Origin of the sequence: Xanthomonas sp. LMG 12459, assembly GCF_009192905.1 — a bacterium.
Lineage (GTDB): Bacteria > Pseudomonadota > Gammaproteobacteria > Xanthomonadales > Xanthomonadaceae > Xanthomonas_A > Xanthomonas_A sontii.
This window is the reverse complement of sequence record NZ_NSGT01000033.1, coordinates 102,243-120,437: the sequence shown is the minus strand read 5'-3', so window position 1 is coordinate 120,437 and position 18,195 is coordinate 102,243. Positions and strand designations below refer to the sequence as shown.

Genomic DNA, 18,195 nt, shown 5'->3' with positions numbered 1-18,195 from the left:
GAGCGGCGTACAGGCGGTACTGACCGCCGGCAGCGTGCCCGGCCGGTACCAGCAGATCGATCCAGGTACCGGCCAGGTGCCGCAGATTGAAATTAAAAACACAAAAGTAAAGGTGTTCAAGTCATGAATGAGATGAGCACTATCTTGGCAAAAATAGTTATAGACGCTTGTTTGTTTTTTGAGTTTTCGGGTTCAAGTGTTATAGATCGTGACGCTGCAATTAAAATGATGGAGCAAATTGCATCTGAACTACAGGGTCTCTCAGAGAGTCAGAAAGAAAGTGTTTGTGAAATTTTTAACGAAATAGCGAGTAATTACGATAAGGAGTTTTCATCTTTTATATTGAGCTTGCCTGAAAATCTTGGGCTGATAGATTAGCCATGAATATCGCGAAACTTATTTTCCTGATGAATCAGGCACGGTTGAATTATGGCTATATGCCGGTGCAAAAGCTCCATTTGGAGGCAAATTTTTGAAAAATCAGGTCATTCTTAGATGAGTACTCTTCTTTTTGATGTCGCAAAATCTTTTGCGCTAGGTCGAATGGATGCGCGCGTTTTTTCTGAGGCTTATATGGAGATTTGGAAAATAGAGCGCGACAGAGGAGTTTTACGGGAAGATGCGGCTTCGTTAAGTGAGTGTTTGTCTAGTATTTTTTGTTTCGCTGATATGTATAGTGAAGATGCCGACGCAAGGCAATATTTCGAATTGGATGAGGCGGGGTTACTTAGCAAAGTATGCGATGAAATAAATAGGTTTGAAAAAGCCAATGTCTGACCATTTTTAATACTGCCTGATGGTGCAGGCATCAGCCTAACCGTCGACAACACAATAGTCTTTACAGGCCGGCCACGTCCTGTCGCTGACCCCGGTCACCGACGCCAACGACAAGGCCACGGTGCGCACAGCATCGCCACAGGCGGACGGCGACTTGATCGCCGTGGCCGGCTACGACCTTGACGTGACCTCGGTGCTGTACGGCAGCCGCACCGTCACCGACCAGAGCCGTCAGGGCAAGACCAGGGTCGTCACCGCCACGACCACCCAGGACCTCGACCAGCAGGCACTCACCGCCGGCCACGACGTCAACCTGACCGCCGCCAAGCTCGACGCCGGCAACGGCCTGGCCGTGGTCGCCGGCAACGACCTCAACAGCAGCACCCTGACCATGGTCGACAGCAGCACCAACCTGCAGACGCGCAAGCATTTCAATGACACGGCACCAAGATCGGTACGGCAGCAGCCCGCAGAGCCGAAACTCTCAAGCAGTATGCTTCGCCCCTGACCAGCAAGAAGCCAATGCCATGACCGACACCCCCACCACCCCCACTCTTTCCGCCATCGAAGCCCGCGCCCTAGGCTGCCTGATCGAGAAGGAGGCGACCACGCCGGATGCGTATCCGCTCACGGTCAATGCGACGGTGGTGGCGGCCAATCAGAAGACCTCGCGCGAGCCGGTGATGGCGTTGAGTCCGGGCGATGTGCAACACGCGCTACGGCAACTGGAGGGGCGCGGTCTGGTGCGGCAGCAGTTCTCCTCGCGCGCCGAGCGCTACGAGCATCGGTTGGCCGCGGCGTTGGATCTGACCCAGCAACAGGTGGCCTTGCTCGGCCTGCTGTTGTTGCGCGGCCCGCAGACGGTCAATGAGTTGCTGACGCGTGCCGAACGCATGGCGCGCTTCGCCGATGCGGACGACGTCCGCCATCAGTTAGAACGGCTGGCGCAGCGTCAGTTGGCGGTGCAGTTGCCGCGTGCCAGCGGGCAGCGCGAGGACCGCTACATGCATTTGCTCGCTGGTCCGGTGGATGCGGAGGCGCTGGCGACCACGTTCAAGGCGCGGCCGACCGCCTCGGGCAACGATGAGTTGGAAGGGCGGGTGCAGGCGTTGGAGGCCGAGGTGGCGGAGCTGCGCGAGATCGTGGCGCAGTTGCAGGCGCAGCTCGCGCACGAGTGACGCTGCGTGGATGGGATTCTAAACGAAGCCTCTGGTTAACCAAAGAACGCTCACTTGTAGGAGCGGCGGCAGCCCCCCGCAAAACCGCGGCAAGGCGCGTTACTACAGGTGCCCTAAACATCAAGGCACGCACCAAGCGCAGCGCCCCGCGATCGCAGGATCACCCCATCTCCACCTGCGGAATCACCGCCAGCATGTCGGTGACACCGACATCGGCACCCGCCTGGCTGAGCAGGGTGGTCGCCTGGCCACGATGGTGGGTCTGGTGGTTGAAGAAGTGCAGCAGCAGGTCGCCGAAGCGCCGGGCGTGCGATTCGCCACGGGTGTTGCGATAGCGCAGCGCCACGTCGAGGTCGTCGGCATGCAGTTGCGACATCCACTCGGCGATCGTCGCATCCAGGGACTCGCGTTGCGCCCGCAGGTCCGCCAGGCAGTCCGCCTGCGGTGCATCCAGGGCGGTGGGGACCGGCTTGGCGGCGATGGCCCGCAGCGCCGGGTGCCGTGCCGGATGCTGGGCGAAGCGCTGCAGCCAGATCGTATCGGCCACCACCAAATGGTTGAGCGTGCCCAACAGCGACCCGAAGAAGGCGCCGCGCGGCTCGGTGATCGCGGTGTCCGGCAGGGTTGCGGCCGCGGCGTAGAGACGCTGGTTCATCCATTGGCTGTAGTTGGCGAACAGCCGCAGTGTGTGCAAGGTGTCCATGCTCAGGCGTGCTCCTGGGGTGCGTACAGTTCGCACAAATAGAGTTCGACCTCGGCCGCTTCCGGGCTCAGGCGCACGCGTCCCTGGGCGACAAAGCCCAACGCAGCGAGCAGACGCTGCGAGCGTGCGTTGCCAGGGGATACGATCGCGTAGACGCGCGGCAGCGCCAGTACGCTGCGCGCATACTCCAGCACCGCGCTCCCCGCCTCGCTGGCGTAGCCATGGCCCGCGTAGGGTTGCAGCAGGGCATAGCCCAGGTCGGGCGCGGGCAGGGTCGGCCGCAACACCAGCCCGGCCACGCCAAGCCAGGCGCTGTCGTCGCGACGCTCCACGGCATACAGTCCGAAGCCGTGCTCGGCGTAGCTGCGCACCGAGCCGTCGGCGAGGTAGCGGCTGGCTTGCGCTTCGTCGCGCACGCCGCGGTCGCCGATGTGCGCCAGGAAGCCGGGGTCGTTGAGCAGGGCCAGCATCGGCGCGGCGTCGCGCTCGGGGTCCAGTCGGCGCAGCAGCAGGCGCCCGGTCTCGATCACGGTGGACATGCGGCGCTCCTGCGGGTGGGGCGGCCAGCGTGGCGCCGCAGCAGCGGCTTGGCAAGCGGCGCCTTCGGCGGGCGACTCGTGACGCAGACGCATCGCTGCCTTGGGTCTGGAACCGCGAAACATCCCCGCGCAAAGGCCGCCGCCCCCGACATCCCGGTCACATGTAACAAACGTCTAGTTAACAGCTTCACATGGGGTGCCGGTATTCTGACGCCCATGCGACCCATCCCCCGTCTCGCCACCTTCCTGTCCCTGCTCTCCCTGGCCGGCCTCGCCGAGGCCCGTGGCGTCATCGAAAAGGTGCAGATCCAGGGCCTGAACAAGGACGAGGACGCGGCGATGATCGAGAATATCCAGGTCTCGCTGTCGCTGTACGACGCCATCGGCAAGGACCAGGGCGAGTCGCGCCTGGAGTACCTGCTGAGCCAGGCCGAACGCCAGACCCGGCAGGCGCTGGAGCCGTTCGGCTACTTCACTCCCAAGATCACCGTCGACGCGCCACGCCAGGACGACAAGCTGACCGTGGTGGTGCACGTGGACAAGGGCGAGCCGGTGCGGGTGCGCAATTTCCAGGTGGGCATCACCGGCCCGGCCGAGGACGACCGCTACCTGGGCGAGGACCTGAAGAACTTCCGCCCGCGCAAGGGCGACATCTTCGTCAGCAGCGTCTACGAGACCAGCAAGGTCACCATCACCCGGCGCCTGGCCGAGCGCGGCTACTTCGATGCCGACTTCACCCAGCGCAAGGTCGAGGTGACCCGCGCCGACCACGCCGCAGACATCGACCTGAGCTGGGACAGCGGCCGCCGCTACAACATGGGTCCGATCCGCTTCCACCAGGACTACTTCAACCAGACGCTGTTCGATCCGCTGGTGTACTGGAAGGAAGGCAGCTACTACCACGAGGGCAAGCTCGACCGCCTGCGCGAGTCGCTGGTCAAGCTCGACTACTTCAGCGTCATCGACATCCAGCCCAAGCCGGAAGAAGCCGACGCCAACGGCGACGTGCCGGTGGACGTCAACCTCACCCGCGCCAAGCGCAGCATCTACACCGCCGGCCTCAGCTACGGCAGCGAGAGCGGCGCCGGCGTGCGCCTGGGCGTGGACCGCCGCTACGTCAACGCGCGCGGGCACAAGCTCAGCACGCAGTTGGACTACGCGCAGAAGCGCAAGAGTTTCATCACCAGCTACCGGATCCCGGCGTTCCGCTGGCTCGACGGCTGGTACACCACCTCGCTGCGCGTCTACGACGAGCAGACCGATTACATCGACTTGCGCAACGTCAAGCTCACCGGCAGCCGCAGCGGCCAGATCAACGAGCACTGGACCGCGATCGCCTCGATCAACGCCTTGCGCGAACGCTGGCGCTACGCCACCGACGAGGTCTTCGACGGTGCGCTGTACCAGACCTCGACGCTGTTCTATCCGCAGATCGAAGCCGACTACGTCGGCGTGGACGACAAGGTGTTCCCGCGCAAGGGCTTCAGCGGCAACATCAGCCTGCGCGGTGGCGCCGAAGGTGTGGGCTCGGATGCCAGCTTCGTGCAGGCGCACATGCGGGTGAACTGGTTCCACGGCATCGGCGACAACGACCGCCTGATCCTGCGCGGCGAAGCCGGCAGTACCTGGACCGACGCGCTGGTGGCGATGCCGCCGAGCCTGCGGTTCTTCGCCGGCGGCGACAACAGCATCCGCGGCTATGCGTTCCGAGAAGTCGGCCCGCGCACGCCGCGGCCGGACCGTTTCGCGCTCGGCGCCAAGCACATCCTCACCGGCAGCGCCGAGTACGAGCATTACTTCAAGGGCGGGCCCTGGGGCGGCGCGGTATTCGTCGATAGCGGCAGCGCCTTCGACGACACGCCGGACTGGCACACCGGCGTCGGCTTCGGCCTGCGCTGGCGCTCGCCGGTCGGCCCAGTGCGGGTGGACATCGCCCATGGCTTGAACGATCCCGACTCGCAGTTCCAGCTCTATCTCAACATCGGAGCCAATCTGTGAGCGCGCCGATCGAGCCGACGTCGCCCACCGCACCGCCGCCGCGGCGCCCGCGCTTCTATCGGCGCAAGCGCTTCTGGTGGGGCTCGGCGCTGACCGTCGCCGGCCTGGTGCTGCTGGCGGCGATTGCGCTGTACTGGCTGCTGCAGACCGTGGCCGGGCGCGACGTGCTGCTGGCGCAGGTGGTGGCGCGGCTGCCGGCCGGTTCGACGCTCACCTGGGAACGAGCCGAAGGACCGCTGGCCGGTCCGCTGACCCTGCACAACCTGGACTTCCGCTACAACGAGATCCACTTCACCGCCGAGCGCGCCTACCTCGATCCGGACATCCGCCCGCTGCTCGGGCGCAAGCTGCAACTGGATGCGCTGGAACTGACCAACGCCACGCTCAACCTGGCCAAGAGCAACGAGCCGTTCGAACTGCCGCGCTGGCCGCAGTCGCTGCCGCAGATCGAAGTGCCGCTGGCGCTGCAGGCCGACCGCATCGCCATCGACGGCCTGCGCATCACCCAGGCGCAGCAGCCGATGATCGACATTCGCACGCTGCGCGGCGGGGTGGAAGTGGCCAGCGGCGAGTTCCGTGCCACCCAGGTGGTGGTGACCAGCGACCGCGGCGATTTCCGTGTCAATGGCGATTACCTGCCGGGCCAGGACTACAAGGCCGACCTCACCGCCAGCGCGGTGCTGCCGGCCGCGCGCGGACGTACCCCGGCGCGCCTGGGCCTGGTCGCGCGCGGCGATCTGGACAAGATGGAGGTGGCCATTGCCGGCAACGCACCGGCGCCGCTGCGCGCCACGCTGGTGTTCACCGGCCGCACCGACCCGGTGTGGGAATTCGCCGCCAGCAGCAAGGCGCTGGATCCGTCGCTGCTGGTGCCGCCGGCCGACGACGCGCCGGCGTCCGTGCCGCTGGCCTTCGACCTGCGCGCCAAGGGCAAGGGCGGCAACGCCGATCTGCAGGGCGAGCTGTCGCGCGACGGGCAGAAGCTGGTACTCGATCCCTCGCACCTGAGCCTGGACAACCAGGTGCTCACCGTCGCGCCGCTGCAACTGCGCGCGTTCGACGGACAGCTGCGCCTGCGCGGCACCGCCGATCTGCGCGACCCGGACAATGCGCAGCTGCGCTTTGCGGTCAACGCCAGCGGCATGAGCTTCGCCACCGCGCCGGATCCGTCCACCCCGGACGCACCGGCGGTGCCGATCAAGCTGGTCGAGGCCAACCTGGGCGTGGCCGGCACGATGAAACAGTGGGCCACTTACGGCGAAGCCACCGTTGCCCGCGGCAAGGACAGCGCCAAGTTGCAGTTGGACGTGCGCGGCGACGATCGCCAGGCGCAGCTGAAGCAGGTGCGCGCGAGCATGCCCAGCGGCACCCTCGACCTGGGCGGCAACGTGGCCTGGGTGCCGGAGTTGAACTGGGACGTGCAAGGCACGCTGGCCGGGTTCGACCCGGGCTACTTCGCACCGGGCTGGGACGGCAAGCTGTCGGGCACCTTCGCCTCGCAGGGCAAGCAGTTGCCGGCGCGGCCGGACGGCAGCGCCGCCGGCTATCAGGCCACGCTCGACATCCCGCGTTTGAACGGGCGCCTGCGCAGCCGCCCGCTCGACGCCAACGCCAAGCTCGCCCTGCAGGGCAGCCAGGGCGAGGGAAAGCTGCAACTGAGCCTGGGCGACAGCCGCCTGCAGGCGCAGGGCAAGGTCGGCGACCAGCTCGACGTGGACGCGCAACTGCAACCGCTGCAACTGGCCGACTTGCTGCCTGGCGGCGCCGGCAGCCTGCGCGGCAGCGTGCAGGTCAAGGGCCGCCGCGACGCGCCCGATCTCACCGCCGACCTCACCGGCAACGGCCTGAAGTGGGACAGCTACAGTGCCGACAGCCTCAGCCTGCGCGGTCGCCTGCCCTGGCGCGGCAATGGCGGCGAACTGGCCCTGCGCGGCAGTGCGATCAATGCCGGCGTGCTGCTGCAGACGCTGAGCGTGGATGCGCGCGGCGCGGTCGAGAATCTGCAACTCGATGCCAAGACCGAGAACGACATGGGCGCATTGGCCCTGGCCGGGCAGGTGCGCCGCGATGGCGCGCGCTGGCAGGGCGCTTTGAACACGCTGCGTATCGCCCCGGCCAAGGGCGAACCGTGGCAGCTGCGGCAGCCGGCCAATTTCAGCGTCGCCGGCAGCGCCTTCAGCCTGTCCGAGAGCTGCCTGGCTCCGGGCAGCGGCGGCGCACTGTGCGTGTCCGCCGACTGGCCGAAGCAGGGCCTGACCCTGCGTGGCGATGCCTTGCCGCTGGCGCTGGTGCAGCCGTGGCTGCCGCCCAACAGCGGCCGCAAGATGTACCTGCGCGGCGACCTGTCCATCGACGGCAGCTTCAAGCCGGCGGGCAACGCCTGGCAGGGTTCGCTGCGCCTGGCCTCGCGCGAAGGCGGCCTGCGCCTGGGCGACAACGCCCGCGGCGAACTGCTGCGCTACGACCAGTTCAGTTTCGTCACCGATTTCAGCGCCCAGCACATCCATTCCAAGCTCGGCATCGGCTTCCAGGGCGACGGCTTCGTCGACGCCACCGTCGACACCGGCTGGGACGCGTACGCGCCGCTGACCGGCGAGATCTACATGAACATGGCGCGGCTGTACTGGCTGGAGCTGTTCTCGCCCGATCTGGTGCGGCCCAAGGGGCTGGTCGAAGGCCACGTCAGCCTGCGCGGCACCCGCTCGCAGCCGGCGATGGGCGGCGACGCCACGCTCAGCAACTTCACCGGCGAACTGCCGGCGCTGGGCCTGACCCTGAGCGAAGGCAAGGGCCGCTTCGACGCTCAGCCGGACGGCTCGGCGCGCATCGTCGCCTCGGTGAAGTCCGGCGAAGGCACGCTCAACGTCGATGGCGGGCTGTCCTGGTACGGCGACCGCACGCCGCTGCAGTTGAACATCCGCGGCACCAACGTGCTGGTGTCCAACACCGCCGAACTGCGCGCGGTGGCCAACCCCGACCTGCAGTTCGGCATCGCCAACAAGACCATGATGCTGAGCGGCCAGGTCACCGTGCCCTCGGCCGACATCGACCTGGAGCGGCTGGATCGCGGCACCTCGCTGTCCGAGGACGTGGTGGTGCTGGATCCGGCCGACCCCGAGGCCACGCCGACCTCGCCGCTGGAGATGGACCTGCGCGTGACCCTGGGCGACCAGGTCAAGATGGCCGGCTTCGGCCTCAAGGGTGCGCTGACCGGCGCCATGCAGGTGCGCTCGCGGCCGGGCCGCGAAACCACCGCCACCGGCGGGCTGGACGTCAGCGGTAAGTACAAGGCGTACGGGCAGGATCTGACCATCACCCGCGGCCAGCTCACCTGGAGCAACAACATCGTCTCCGACCCGCGCATCAACATCCGCGCGCAGCGCCAGGTCGGCGACGTCACCGCCGGCATCGACGTCACCGGCCGCGCCACCGCCCCGCACGCGGACGTGTGGTCGGACCCGTCGATGTCGCAATCGGAGGCGATGTCCTACCTGGTGCTGGGCCGCAGCCTCAGCAACACCAGCAGCGCCGAAGCCGACCAGGTCACCGCCGCGGCCAGCGCGCTGTCGGCCGGCAGCGGCCTGCTCGCCTCGCAACTCGGCGCCAGGCTCGGCTTCGACGACGCTGGCGTCAGCCAGTCGCGCACCCTCGGCGGCTCGGTGGTGGGCTTCGGCAAATATCTCTCGCCGAAACTCTACGTCAGCTACGGCGTGTCGCTGATCGGCAGCGGCTCGGTCCTGACGCTGAAATATCTGCTGGGCCGCGGCTTCGACGCCGAGGTGGAATCGAGCACGGTGGAGAACCGTGGGTCGGTGAATTGGCGGAAAGAAAAATAGAGCCACCTCCTGCAACGGATCTATCGAGTTCTCATGAACCCCCAAAGCCGCGCACACAGGATTTTGCGCCCACTAGAAAATTTCGTTACATCGAGGGAAGCTTGCTCTATCCCCGAAGAGTTCAGAGACGTGTCGCTTGGTGAATTTATTGGGCTCTATAGAAATCGAGCCGAGCATGTTGGAGACGTCGCGTTCTTCTCCGAGGGGATGGCGTGGAGGGAAAGTACGGAAGTGCTTCAAGTCAAATATGGCGAAATTCTCTACCATTCACTTCCTAATGAGAAAAAGAGCCTAAGTTTGCTCGTTCGACTTTCCTCGGGTAGAGAGGTGCTGATGCCTGTTACAGGCGTCAAGGACGGTAAATTCTTTGACGCGCTAGCGGTCACTAGATTTCTGTATAGGGTCGTTGAAGATCTTCAAAGAAGAAGATGACCCTCAAACGGTGACGCATGCATCGTGTGCTCACTGCAACGGCTTCGGTAGCGTTTCGATGAGAAGGCGTTGTCGCGTGCTCCCAGTATGCGAATAAGGCTGGCTGTTACAAGCCGGGTGCTAAGGTCGAGCCCTGTCTTGTTCCTGAACCGTTCCATGCCCATTCCTGCCAAACTTGCTGCCTCTCTCAGCCCTAAGTCTGATAGATGCAAGAAGCTCGATGTTGTATCAAATTACCTTGGAAAGGTTGGGGATAAGAGTGGAGTAATGATCACTCCTTTATCGTTTGCGAAGAACACGTTGGCTAGCGCAGAGTCTAATGTAAACATCAAAATTGATCTAAAGCAGATGCGAGTTTTTCGTCGGCGTACTTGCGTGCAAATCCGGGAAAATCTGCCGGTGATATTGGCAATGCGAGAGGTTCGGCGGCACTGGCTCATGAGGGGCGCCACGAGCTTGACTATCAGAGAGTTGGGTGCCCGAACTCTAGAGCGACGGAATATAGGACTGAAATGAATAAGTATCAGACTCAGGCCGCTGTCGGGCAGGGTTTAGGCATGAATCTCGGGGTTTCTACTCCGCAAGAAGTTGCCGCTGGTACTGATGCTTCAACCGATACATGGTGTCAAGGAAATCCTGCATGCAACTGAATCGACTCCTTGCTGTTGCTTTCAGTCTTGCTGTCCAGATTGAATTGCCACCAATCGCGATGGCAACTGAACTGCGGCCTATGTCTGGACATTCCGGCGCCGCCATTTCTTCAATTTGCGAGTTGACACAGAGAGGGAAGGAGGCCAGCGGAGCGCAAGTACGAGTCCGAGCGATTTTTACCAGTGATCTGCTAGAGCGAAGCGTAATCACTGATCCGAAATGCCCCTCAGTGGTTGTCATCCCATTTGACGCTGAAGAGTCAAAATTGGATGTGGAGAGTATACGGCGTTTCGATGTTGCTGTGGCAGGAAAACTTTCAGACCGTGCGATTAGAGTTTTCTCAGTGGATGTTTCAGGGATATATGTTTGGCGTGGCGGCGAGAAGCCAGCCGGCTCGATCTACATCGAGAAGGTGTGGTGCTTTAAGAGGCGAAATGCCGACTAAAGAACTTGTTGGATGATTTCGGCACGGTCACGACAAGGCCCGCGTCGCTGCGGGCCTTGTTGTTTTTTGGGTTGTCTTGTGTGGCTACTGATGCGCAGCGATGATCGAATCCAGCACCTGAAAAATCGCTCGCTGCTTGGCTTTGGGCAACGCTTAGGAGAACAGGTAAGGAGAACAGGGGTCATAGTGCATTTTCTTGCGGAGTAATGGGGTCGGGTTCATTTATTAATAGCAGGAATTTGTGTATAGGGGCTTAGGAAGTGAGCTGACCCTGCGCTATTTTTTGTCTCAAGCATTCTGGATCTTTCTTGGTAAAGATCACACCCACCGATGAATGGATCGGCGTCTTGGTTGCTGCGATCGCATTGGCCGGCTAAGGTCGCGGTCATGTTCTTTGCCTCGACCTCTGCATGCCCTTGCCCAACTGCCTTGCCGCATCTCTCACTCTAAGCCTAGCCCTCACCACCACTGCCCACGCCGACGAAGGCATGTGGATGCCGTCGCAGATGCCGGAGCTGGCCAAGCCGCTGCACGAGGCTGGCTTCCAGGGCGATCCACAGACGTTGGCGGAGGTGACCCAGCCACCATTGAGTGCGGTGGTGAAGGTCGGGGGCGGTACCGGGGCGTTCGTGTCCGGGGACGGGTTGTTGTTGACCAATCACCACGTCGCCTACGGGGTGATTCAGTACAACACCTCGGCCAAGGAGAACCTGATCGAGAACGGGTTCATCGCGCGGGATCGCGCCGACGAGCGGGCGGCCAATCCTGACTTCAGGGTGCTGGTGACGGTGGGCTTCGACAAGGTCACCGAGCAGGTGCTGGGGTCGGCCAAGGGCAAGACCGGGCGCGCCTACTACGACGCGGTGGATGCGGCGAGCAAGCGCATCGTCGCCGACTGCGAGCGCGAGGCCGGGGTGCGCTGCAGTGTCGCCAACATGTATTACGGCACCGATTTCTACCGGATCCGCCAGTTGGAGCTGCGCGACGTGCGCCTGGTATATGCGCCGCCGCGGGCGATCGGCAACTATGGCGACGAGATCGACAACTTCATGTGGCCGCGGCACAGCGGCGATTTCACCTTGCTGCGCGCCTACGTGGGCAAGGACGGCAAGCCGGCGGACTACAGCACCGATAACGTGCCCTACCAGCCGCCGGCGCATCTGCAGATCGCCACCGATGGGCCGAAGGCCGGCGACTTCGCGATGCTGGCCGGTTACCCCGGCGTCACTTACCGGCATCGCACGGCGGCCGAGTTCGCCGAGCAGGTGGAGGCGACGCTGCCGCAGCGGGTGGCGGTGCTGGACCAGTTGATCGGGGTGATCGAGGCGGCGGGCAAGGCCGATGCGGAGGCGCGCACGCGCTACGCGTCGCAGCTGCAATCGCTGAAGAACAACCGTAAGCGGGCCGCCGGTGAACTGGAAGGGCTGCAGCGCAGCGATGCGGTGCGGCTGCGTGCGGAGGACGAACGCGGCATGCTTGCGGCGACCCACGGTAGCGATGCACGCGATATCGCGGCATTGCAGAAGACACTTGGCCAGGCGTCGGCGTTGCGCGAGCGCGATCTGCTGTTGGGCTTGATCGCCACGCAAACCCAGGCGCTGCGCTCGGCGCTGACGCTGGAGCGGCTGCGACTGGAGGCGGGCAAGCCCGACGATCGGCGCGAGAGCGGCTATCAGCAGCGCGACCTGGCGTTGATCGAGGGCATGCTCAAGCAGGTGCAGCGGCGCTATGCGCCGACCGTGGAGAAGGCGCTGCTGACGACGTTGCTGACCCGTTACCAGCAACTGCCGGAGGCGCAGCGGCTGCAGGAGTTCGATGCGGCGTTCGGGCGGACCCCGGCGCAATTGCAGGCGGTGCTGGACAAGGCCTATGCCGGCACGGCGCTGGGCACCGAGGCCGAGCGGCTGTCGCGCTTTGCCGCGGCGCGCGAGGGCAAGGCGCCTGCGGCCGATCCGTTGCTGGCGCTGGCCGCCACGCTGGTGCCGGCGCAGCTGCGGCTGGACGACGAGCGCAAGGCGCGCGAGGGCGAGCAGTTGCGGTTGCGCCCGGCCTACATGCGTGCGCTGTTCGCCTGGCGAAAGCAGCAGGGCCGTGCGGTCTATCCGGACGCCAACAGCACGCTGCGGATCAGCTATGGTCGTGTGGAGCCGCTGGCGCCGCGCGATGCGGTCAGCTTCGCGCCGCTGACCACGGTGGCCGGCATCGTCGAGAAGAACACCGGCAAGGAGCCGTTCGATGCGCCCAAGCCGCTGCTGGCGGCGATCGCCAAGGGCGACTTCGGCAGCACCGCCGATTCGCAGTCGAAGACGCAGCCGGTGAACTTCCTGACCAACCTGGACACCACCGGCGGCAACTCCGGCTCGCCGGTGCTCAATGCGCGCGGCGAGCTGATCGGGTTGAACTTCGACAGCAACTGGGAGGCAGTCAGCGCCAGCTGGTGGTACGACCCGCGCTACAAGCGTGCGATCCATGTGGACATGCGTTATCTGCGCTGGCTGATGGCCAAGGTGTATCCGGCGCCGCAACTGCTGAAGGAGTTGAACGTTCCGCAGGAGTGATTGGGCAGGTTGAGGATGCGGGCGTCGTTGGCGTTGATTCGAGCGAAATCGGGCAGGGCATGTGATGTGCTTTGTCCTGATGCGACGGCCACGTGGCCTGGTGCAGTCCGCTCGCCGTCACAGCGCCGAACATGCTCTGCGGCTCGGGCGCTGCCTCAATAGAGGAATTCGTCACCGCTCACCGCGCTGCGCTGCCGCGATCGGAGACCAGGAAGATGATCGTGGTCCTGGAAACCTCCATGCGTCGGGACTGAAGTCCCTCCCACAAGCGACAGCATGCGCTGCGGTTGGCGAGATGACGTGTTCGATTGAGACCGTGGAGATGCGGATGCACCGGTGGTGACTCACGAAGCGACCTCGCTGCAGGGCTTAGACTGATCGCATGGAGTTGCTTGTCGCCAAGCCCTTGCCGCGTGCGTTCTATGCCCGCGATGCCCGCGTGGTGGCGCCGAAGCTGTTGAACAAGCTGCTTGTCACAGCCGATGGTCGCTGCGGGCGCATTGTCGAGGTGGAGGCCTACTGCGGTGCAGAGGATCCGGCGGCGCATTCGTTTCGCGGCATGACCCCGCGCACGCGGGTGATGTTCGGCCCGCCTGGACATCTGTACGTGTACTTCATCTACGGCATGCATTGGGCGCTCAATGCGGTATGCGGTGGCGCGCCGGGGCATGCGGTGCTGATCCGCGCCTTGGCGCCTGTGGCCGGTATCGAGGCGATGCAGTCGGCACGCGGCGCGGTGCGCGCCGCCGATCTCACCCGTGGGCCGGGGCGCCTGGCCAAGGCGCTGGGTGTTACGGGTGCGGACAACGGGCTGGACCTGACCACGCGGCAGTCGCGCCTATGGCTGGGACAGGACGGGACGCCGCCGCCGACCACGCCGGTCGTCACCACACGGATCGGCATCAGCAAGGCGATGGACGCGCCGTGGCGCTGGCATGTGCCCGACGAGCCGAACGTGTCGCGCTTCGTGGTGGGGCGGGTGAGGCGGCGTGGGTAGCGTGGCGCTTGTAGGCATCGTCGCACTACACACTGCAAGAAGGTCGGCGCCTTGTCCGCCGTCACGAGTGAAAGGCCGCAATGCGGTGGTGACGGAAGGCGCTTTGGCCCGGAGACGAACGCATTTGCTCAGGGACCTTCGCTTCGTTCGTCGCGGCTGACGCCGTTACTACGGTGGGCAACCTGCGTCACCATCGCCACAAACGGGCGCATGGCTGAGGGTATGCCGACAAGGCACACGCTAGGCGATCGCGGCGCTCGCATCCAGTTGCGCGATGGCATCGGCCACGACTGTGGGGAACGGTGCGTCCACGTCCACCGAGATCACGTCTGCCTCGTCCAGCGGCAGTTCCAGCGTGTCGACTTGGCTTTGCAGCAGCGCCGGTGGCATGAAGTGGCCATGCCGCGCGGCCAGGCGTTCGGCGATGACATGCGCGGCCGCGTGCAGGAACACGAAACGCATTGGCACGCCTGTCTCGCGCAGTTGTTGCCGATGCGCCTTGCGCAGGCCGGAGAAGGCCAGCACGACACTCTGCCCGGCATCGACCGATGCGCGCAGGCGCTGCGCCAGGGCCGCGACCCAGGGTGCGCGCTGCGCGTCGCTGAGCGGAATGCCGTGCGCCATCTGCGCCTTGGCGGCGGCGCTGTGGAAGTCGTCGGCGTCCAGGAAGGTGAGTCCGTAGTGGGCCGCCAGTGCCTGGGCAACGCTGGTCTTGCCGCTGCCGGACACGCCCATCACGACGATGGCTTCGGCGCGTTGCGGCGGGGATGAGGGGATGTGAGTCACGCGCTGCGGTCCCGTGGGGTCGCCCGCATGATGCCAGCGTGGGCGTCGTGTGGACGTCAGCGCTTCTGTACTGGGTCTTGCGCTGTTGTTGAGATGTGCGCCGTGGCAAATGGGTTCTGTGTGGATCCTGGCGTCGGGGCTGAAGCCCCTCCCACAGGGACTCCAGCCGGCACTCCTGGTTCCGCACCCCGTGCTTGCATCTTCCCGCAAGGCGTCTACATCGTCGCGTTCGCCGTCTCGACCAGGTCGTCCCACTGCAGTCGCGTGCCGGACGCATCGTCGCTGTGCTGCAAGGTGCGGCGAACGGCGCGACGCATCGCGCGGCTGATCCAGTTCTGCAGGTCGCGACCGGACTGGCCTTCGCTGCGCTCGGCGATCCAGGCCGCCGCGGCGTCGGCGTCGAGGTCCAGGGGCTTGCCGCGCAGCAGGCGCGCGACGATGGCGACGCGCGCCGCGTGGTTGGGCAGGGCGATGACGATCTGCCGATCCAGCCGCGACAGCAATGCCGGGTCGATCGCGGCGGCATGGTTGCTGGCGGCCAGCAGGAACACCTGGCCCGCGTGGCTGGCGACGCCGTCCAGTTCCTGCAGCAGTTGGCCGACGATCTCGCGGGTGAAGGCGTCGTCGCCGTCGGCACCGCGCGCCGGCGCGACGATGTCCAGTTCGTCGACGAACACGATGCACGGCGCCTGCGTCCGCGCGCGCTCGAACGCCGACTGCACGCGCTGGCCGGATTGCCCAAGGTAGCCGGCCTTGAGGTCGGCGCTGCTCAGGGCGATGAAGGCCAGCCCGGACTGGCTGGCGAGAATCCGCGCGACCTGGGTTTTGCCGGTGCCCGGCGGGCCGACCATCAGGATGCCGCGCGGCACCGGCACGCCGAGCGTGGCCAGGGTCTCGGCATTGCGCAACTCCTTGCCCAGGCCGACGAACTCCTCGACCGTGGCCGCCGGCAGCACGATGTCGTCCCAGCCGAGCGTGGCGACGGCAGTGGAGCCTTTGCCGCGCAGCGCGCGCAGGTGCGCGAGCAGGGTGGCGTTGTCCAGCGTGCCGTCCACGCACTCGGCGGCGACGCGCGCGACCAGCGTGTGCAGGTCGCGACCGGACAGGCCGGTGCTGTCGGCGATCGCCTGCGCGTCCGGCTCCAGCGTGAAACCGGCCCGCTGCAGTTCGGCGCCGAGAATGCGCGCGCGCGCCGCGGCATCGGGCAGGCCGACGGCGATGCTGGCGGTGAAGCGCGACAGGATCGCGTCGTCCAGCAGCGCCGGGCGGTTGGTCGCGCCGATCACCAGCACCTGGCCGTGCGCGGCATGGAAGCCGTCCCACTCGGCGAGAAAGGTCTGCACCAGCTCGGCGCCGAAGCTGTCGCTGTCGGCGCCGCCGCGGCGCGCGAACACGCTTTCGCATTCGTCGATGAATAGGATCGCCGGCGCGCGCTCGCGGCATCGCTGCCAGATCGCCTGCACCTTGGGGCCGGTATGGCCGACGTGCGCAGCCTTGAGGTCGGCCACGCCCAGCGCCTCGAAATGGCAGCCGGCGTGGCGCGCGAGCTTGCGCGCGATCAGTGTCTTGCCGGTGCCCGGCGGCCCGTGCAGGAGCATGCCCTTGGGTGCCGGCTGGCGCCCGGACACGAACAGGTCCACCAGCTTCAGGATCTGGTCGAGCGTGGCGTCGGGCAGCGCGACGTCGGCCCAGTGCCGTTGCACCGCATCCAGGCTCTGCAGCCGCTGCTGCAGCGCGCGTTGCTGGCCGCGCGCGACCTCCCAGGCCTGCACGTGGTCGTGCAGCGCGGCGATCGGTGCGACATCGACGGCGGCGTCTTCGGCCAGTGCCAGCGCCAGCGATTGCAGCGACGGCGGAGCGTTGGCGGCCAGATCGGCGTCGAGGAGGATCAGGGCCGCTGCATGGGGGGCATCGGGCAGCACGATCAGCGCCTGCAGGCGCGGGTCCTCGCTGCCGTCGTGCAAGGCCAGCAGCCGCGCAGCGGACAGGTCGCCCTGCGTGGCGGGAATGGACCAGCGCCCGTGCAGGGCGCGCTGCGGCCATGGCGCGCGGGTCACCGGATACGTCGTCCCTGCATCGCGCGACCCAGCATCGGCCACCTGCACCAGCGCCAGCGGCAGGCGTGCGAACGTCTGCAGCGCGCGCCGCTCGTCATGGCTGTGGTGCCACGCCAGCAACTGCGCACCGGCGACGACCAGCAGACCGTACGCCAGCAACGAGGGCAGCAGGCTTTGCAGCAGCAGGCCGCCATCGCCGTGCAGGCCGACCTGGCGCCACCAGACGAGGAAGCTGCGCGTCTCGCCCAGCCAGTGTGCGCTCGTCCACGGCAGGACCAGCACCAGCATGCCGATCAAGGCCGCGCGCCAGCGCCAATCCGGCAGCAGCGGCCGCAGCAGCAGCGCCGGTCCCCAGGCGCGGCGGCGCTCGCGCCGTACCGCCGCCCGCGCCGCGATCCTGGCGTGCGCAGCGAACCGGCGCCTGATCGCGGCCACGGCCTGGTCCACCGCCGGCAGATGCCGCTCGATATCCGCATCGGCCTGCGCCTGGCGCGACTGCGCCTGCTGCACCTGCGCGAGCAGGCGCTGCGTCTGCTGTTGCAGCGACGGCGGGGGCGTCGGCACGGCGGCCGGGATGCCGGACATCAGCGGGGGCAGGCGCAGGTGGTCACCGCGCGCATCTTAGCCCGAGCGCTGGCGGGGCTGCGGTGGGTGGATGCGGGTGGGAGATTGCCCGTGCTGGACGCGGTAGACCGGCGCGTGAGGATGCCTGCCATGGGAGAAGAGCATTTCGGAAAAGGATAGGGCACGAGGCGCGAGGTGGGTCTTGAGACCATCGTGGCTTCGTTCGTCGCGGCTGAAGCCGCTCCTACGCATGGATTGCAGCTCCATGATGGCTGTTGCTGTTGCTGTTGCTTTGGTTGTTGCCTTTGCTTTACCGGGTTCCCTTCCGAAGCGGCGGCCAGCGCGGGGAAAAACCCGAAGGGCGGCGCACATGGACGTGCGCCGTCCGCGGCAGGGGCAGGATGCCCCTTCCGCGGATCCCCGTGCTGGCCGCGGACCCGGAGCGCGCAGCGCGGAGGGCGCGTAGGCAGGGCGCGCTTTCTTTTGGTTACTTTTCTTTGCGCGAGCAAAGAAAAGTAACTCGCCGTAAGGCGAAAGCTTTGCTTCTGCTAAAGAAAAACCAAAAGAAGCGCTTTCCACAGCTGAAGGCTGGTCATGCACACCCCGCCGTGGCTGCCGCGCCGAGGGACCCCATAAATCAACAGCAAAGAAATAGCAGAAGCAAAGCCTGGGGT

The 18,195-nt window shown here is 65.6% G+C and carries 13 protein-coding genes; 9 read left to right on the top strand and 4 right to left on the bottom strand.

Going from position 1 to position 18,195, the window contains the following annotated elements; all coding sequences use genetic code 11:
- The first annotated feature begins 123 nt into the window (after window positions 1-123).
- From CEK65_RS09000 to CEK65_RS08985, 4 genes are all read left to right on the top strand, one after another.
- Complete coding sequence (locus CEK65_RS09000; RefSeq protein ID WP_152181480.1) at window positions 124-378, top strand: hypothetical protein; 255 nt, start codon at window positions 124-126, stop codon at window positions 376-378.
- Window positions 379-495: 117 nt separating this feature from the next.
- Entirely contained in the window at window positions 496-777 is a 282-nt protein-coding gene (locus CEK65_RS08995) for a colicin immunity domain-containing protein (protein WP_148828862.1), read from the top strand.
- A 121-nt stretch (window positions 778-898) separates the two neighbouring features.
- The gene (locus tag CEK65_RS08990) at window positions 899-1,285 is read left to right on the top strand and encodes a hypothetical protein (RefSeq protein WP_192578937.1); all 387 of its coding nucleotides are present in this window, start codon (window positions 899-901) and stop codon (window positions 1,283-1,285) included.
- 19 nt (window positions 1,286-1,304) lie between these two features.
- Window positions 1,305-1,955, top strand: coding sequence for a DUF480 domain-containing protein (locus CEK65_RS08985; protein ID WP_152181479.1), 651 nt, complete (start codon window positions 1,305-1,307; stop codon window positions 1,953-1,955).
- A 160-nt stretch (window positions 1,956-2,115) separates the two neighbouring features.
- Here CEK65_RS08985 and CEK65_RS08980 read toward each other — a convergent pair whose 3' ends face one another.
- Both CEK65_RS08980 and CEK65_RS08975 read right to left on the bottom strand, forming a co-directional pair.
- Window positions 2,116-2,658, bottom strand: coding sequence for a DinB family protein (locus CEK65_RS08980; protein ID WP_152181478.1), 543 nt, complete (start codon window positions 2,656-2,658; stop codon window positions 2,116-2,118).
- A 2-nt stretch (window positions 2,659-2,660) separates the two neighbouring features.
- Window positions 2,661-3,197, bottom strand: coding sequence for a GNAT family N-acetyltransferase (locus CEK65_RS08975; RefSeq protein ID WP_152181477.1), 537 nt, complete (start codon window positions 3,195-3,197; stop codon window positions 2,661-2,663).
- 216 nt (window positions 3,198-3,413) lie between these two features.
- Between CEK65_RS08975 and CEK65_RS08970 the strand changes: the two genes are divergently transcribed.
- The 5 genes from CEK65_RS08970 (at window position 3,414) to CEK65_RS08950 (ending at window position 14,114) form a co-directional block, all read left to right on the top strand.
- Entirely contained in the window at window positions 3,414-5,195 is a 1,782-nt protein-coding gene (locus CEK65_RS08970; RefSeq protein WP_152181476.1) for an autotransporter assembly complex family protein, read from the top strand.
- Complete coding sequence (locus CEK65_RS08965; RefSeq protein ID WP_152181475.1) at window positions 5,192-9,031, top strand: translocation/assembly module TamB domain-containing protein; 3,840 nt, start codon at window positions 5,192-5,194, stop codon at window positions 9,029-9,031. Before CEK65_RS08970 ends, CEK65_RS08965 begins: the two co-directional genes overlap by 4 nt.
- A 1,072-nt stretch (window positions 9,032-10,103) precedes the next feature.
- Complete coding sequence (locus CEK65_RS08960) at window positions 10,104-10,559, top strand: hypothetical protein (RefSeq protein WP_152181474.1); 456 nt, start codon at window positions 10,104-10,106, stop codon at window positions 10,557-10,559.
- A gap of 488 nt (window positions 10,560-11,047) precedes the next feature.
- Window positions 11,048-13,117, top strand: a complete 2,070-nt coding sequence (locus CEK65_RS08955; RefSeq protein WP_226980527.1) for a S46 family peptidase — start codon at window positions 11,048-11,050, stop codon at window positions 13,115-13,117.
- Between the two features lie 382 nt (window positions 13,118-13,499).
- Complete coding sequence (locus CEK65_RS08950) at window positions 13,500-14,114, top strand: DNA-3-methyladenine glycosylase (protein ID WP_152181472.1); 615 nt, start codon at window positions 13,500-13,502, stop codon at window positions 14,112-14,114.
- Window positions 14,115-14,354: 240 nt separating this feature from the next.
- Here CEK65_RS08950 and CEK65_RS08945 read toward each other — a convergent pair whose 3' ends face one another.
- Complete coding sequence (locus CEK65_RS08945) at window positions 14,355-14,849, bottom strand: gluconokinase (protein ID WP_152181504.1); 495 nt, start codon at window positions 14,847-14,849, stop codon at window positions 14,355-14,357.
- Between the two features lie 266 nt (window positions 14,850-15,115).
- Window positions 15,116-17,542: an AAA family ATPase gene (locus CEK65_RS08940; RefSeq protein ID WP_152181471.1), complete on the bottom strand. Its 2,427-nt coding sequence runs from the start codon at window positions 17,540-17,542 to the stop codon at window positions 15,116-15,118.
- Between the last annotated feature and the right edge of the window lie 653 nt (window positions 17,543-18,195).

Excerpts from the sequence above, each read along its gene's own strand:
- CEK65_RS08945 (WP_152181504.1), bottom strand. The coding sequence starts at position 14,849 with ATGGGCGTGTCCGGCAGCGGCAAGACCAGCGTTGCCCAGGCACTGGCG.
- CEK65_RS08975 (WP_152181477.1), bottom strand. The coding sequence starts at position 3,197 with ATGTCCACCGTGATCGAGACCGGGCGCCTGCTGCTGCGCCGACTGGAC.
- CEK65_RS08960 (WP_152181474.1), top strand. The coding sequence starts at position 10,104 with ATGCAACTGAATCGACTCCTTGCTGTTGCTTTCAGTCTTGCTGTCCAG.
- CEK65_RS08970 (WP_152181476.1), top strand. The coding sequence starts at position 3,414 with ATGCGACCCATCCCCCGTCTCGCCACCTTCCTGTCCCTGCTCTCCCTG.
- CEK65_RS09000 (WP_152181480.1), top strand. The coding sequence starts at position 124 with ATGAATGAGATGAGCACTATCTTGGCAAAAATAGTTATAGACGCTTGT.
- CEK65_RS08940 (WP_152181471.1), bottom strand. The coding sequence starts at position 17,542 with ATGTCCGGCATCCCGGCCGCCGTGCCGACGCCCCCGCCGTCGCTGCAA.
- CEK65_RS08980 (WP_152181478.1), bottom strand. The coding sequence starts at position 2,658 with ATGGACACCTTGCACACACTGCGGCTGTTCGCCAACTACAGCCAATGG.
- CEK65_RS08985 (WP_152181479.1), top strand. The coding sequence starts at position 1,305 with ATGACCGACACCCCCACCACCCCCACTCTTTCCGCCATCGAAGCCCGC.
- CEK65_RS08995 (WP_148828862.1), top strand. The coding sequence starts at position 496 with ATGAGTACTCTTCTTTTTGATGTCGCAAAATCTTTTGCGCTAGGTCGA.
- CEK65_RS08950 (WP_152181472.1), top strand. The coding sequence starts at position 13,500 with ATGGAGTTGCTTGTCGCCAAGCCCTTGCCGCGTGCGTTCTATGCCCGC.
- CEK65_RS08955 (WP_226980527.1), top strand. The coding sequence starts at position 11,048 with ATGTGGATGCCGTCGCAGATGCCGGAGCTGGCCAAGCCGCTGCACGAG.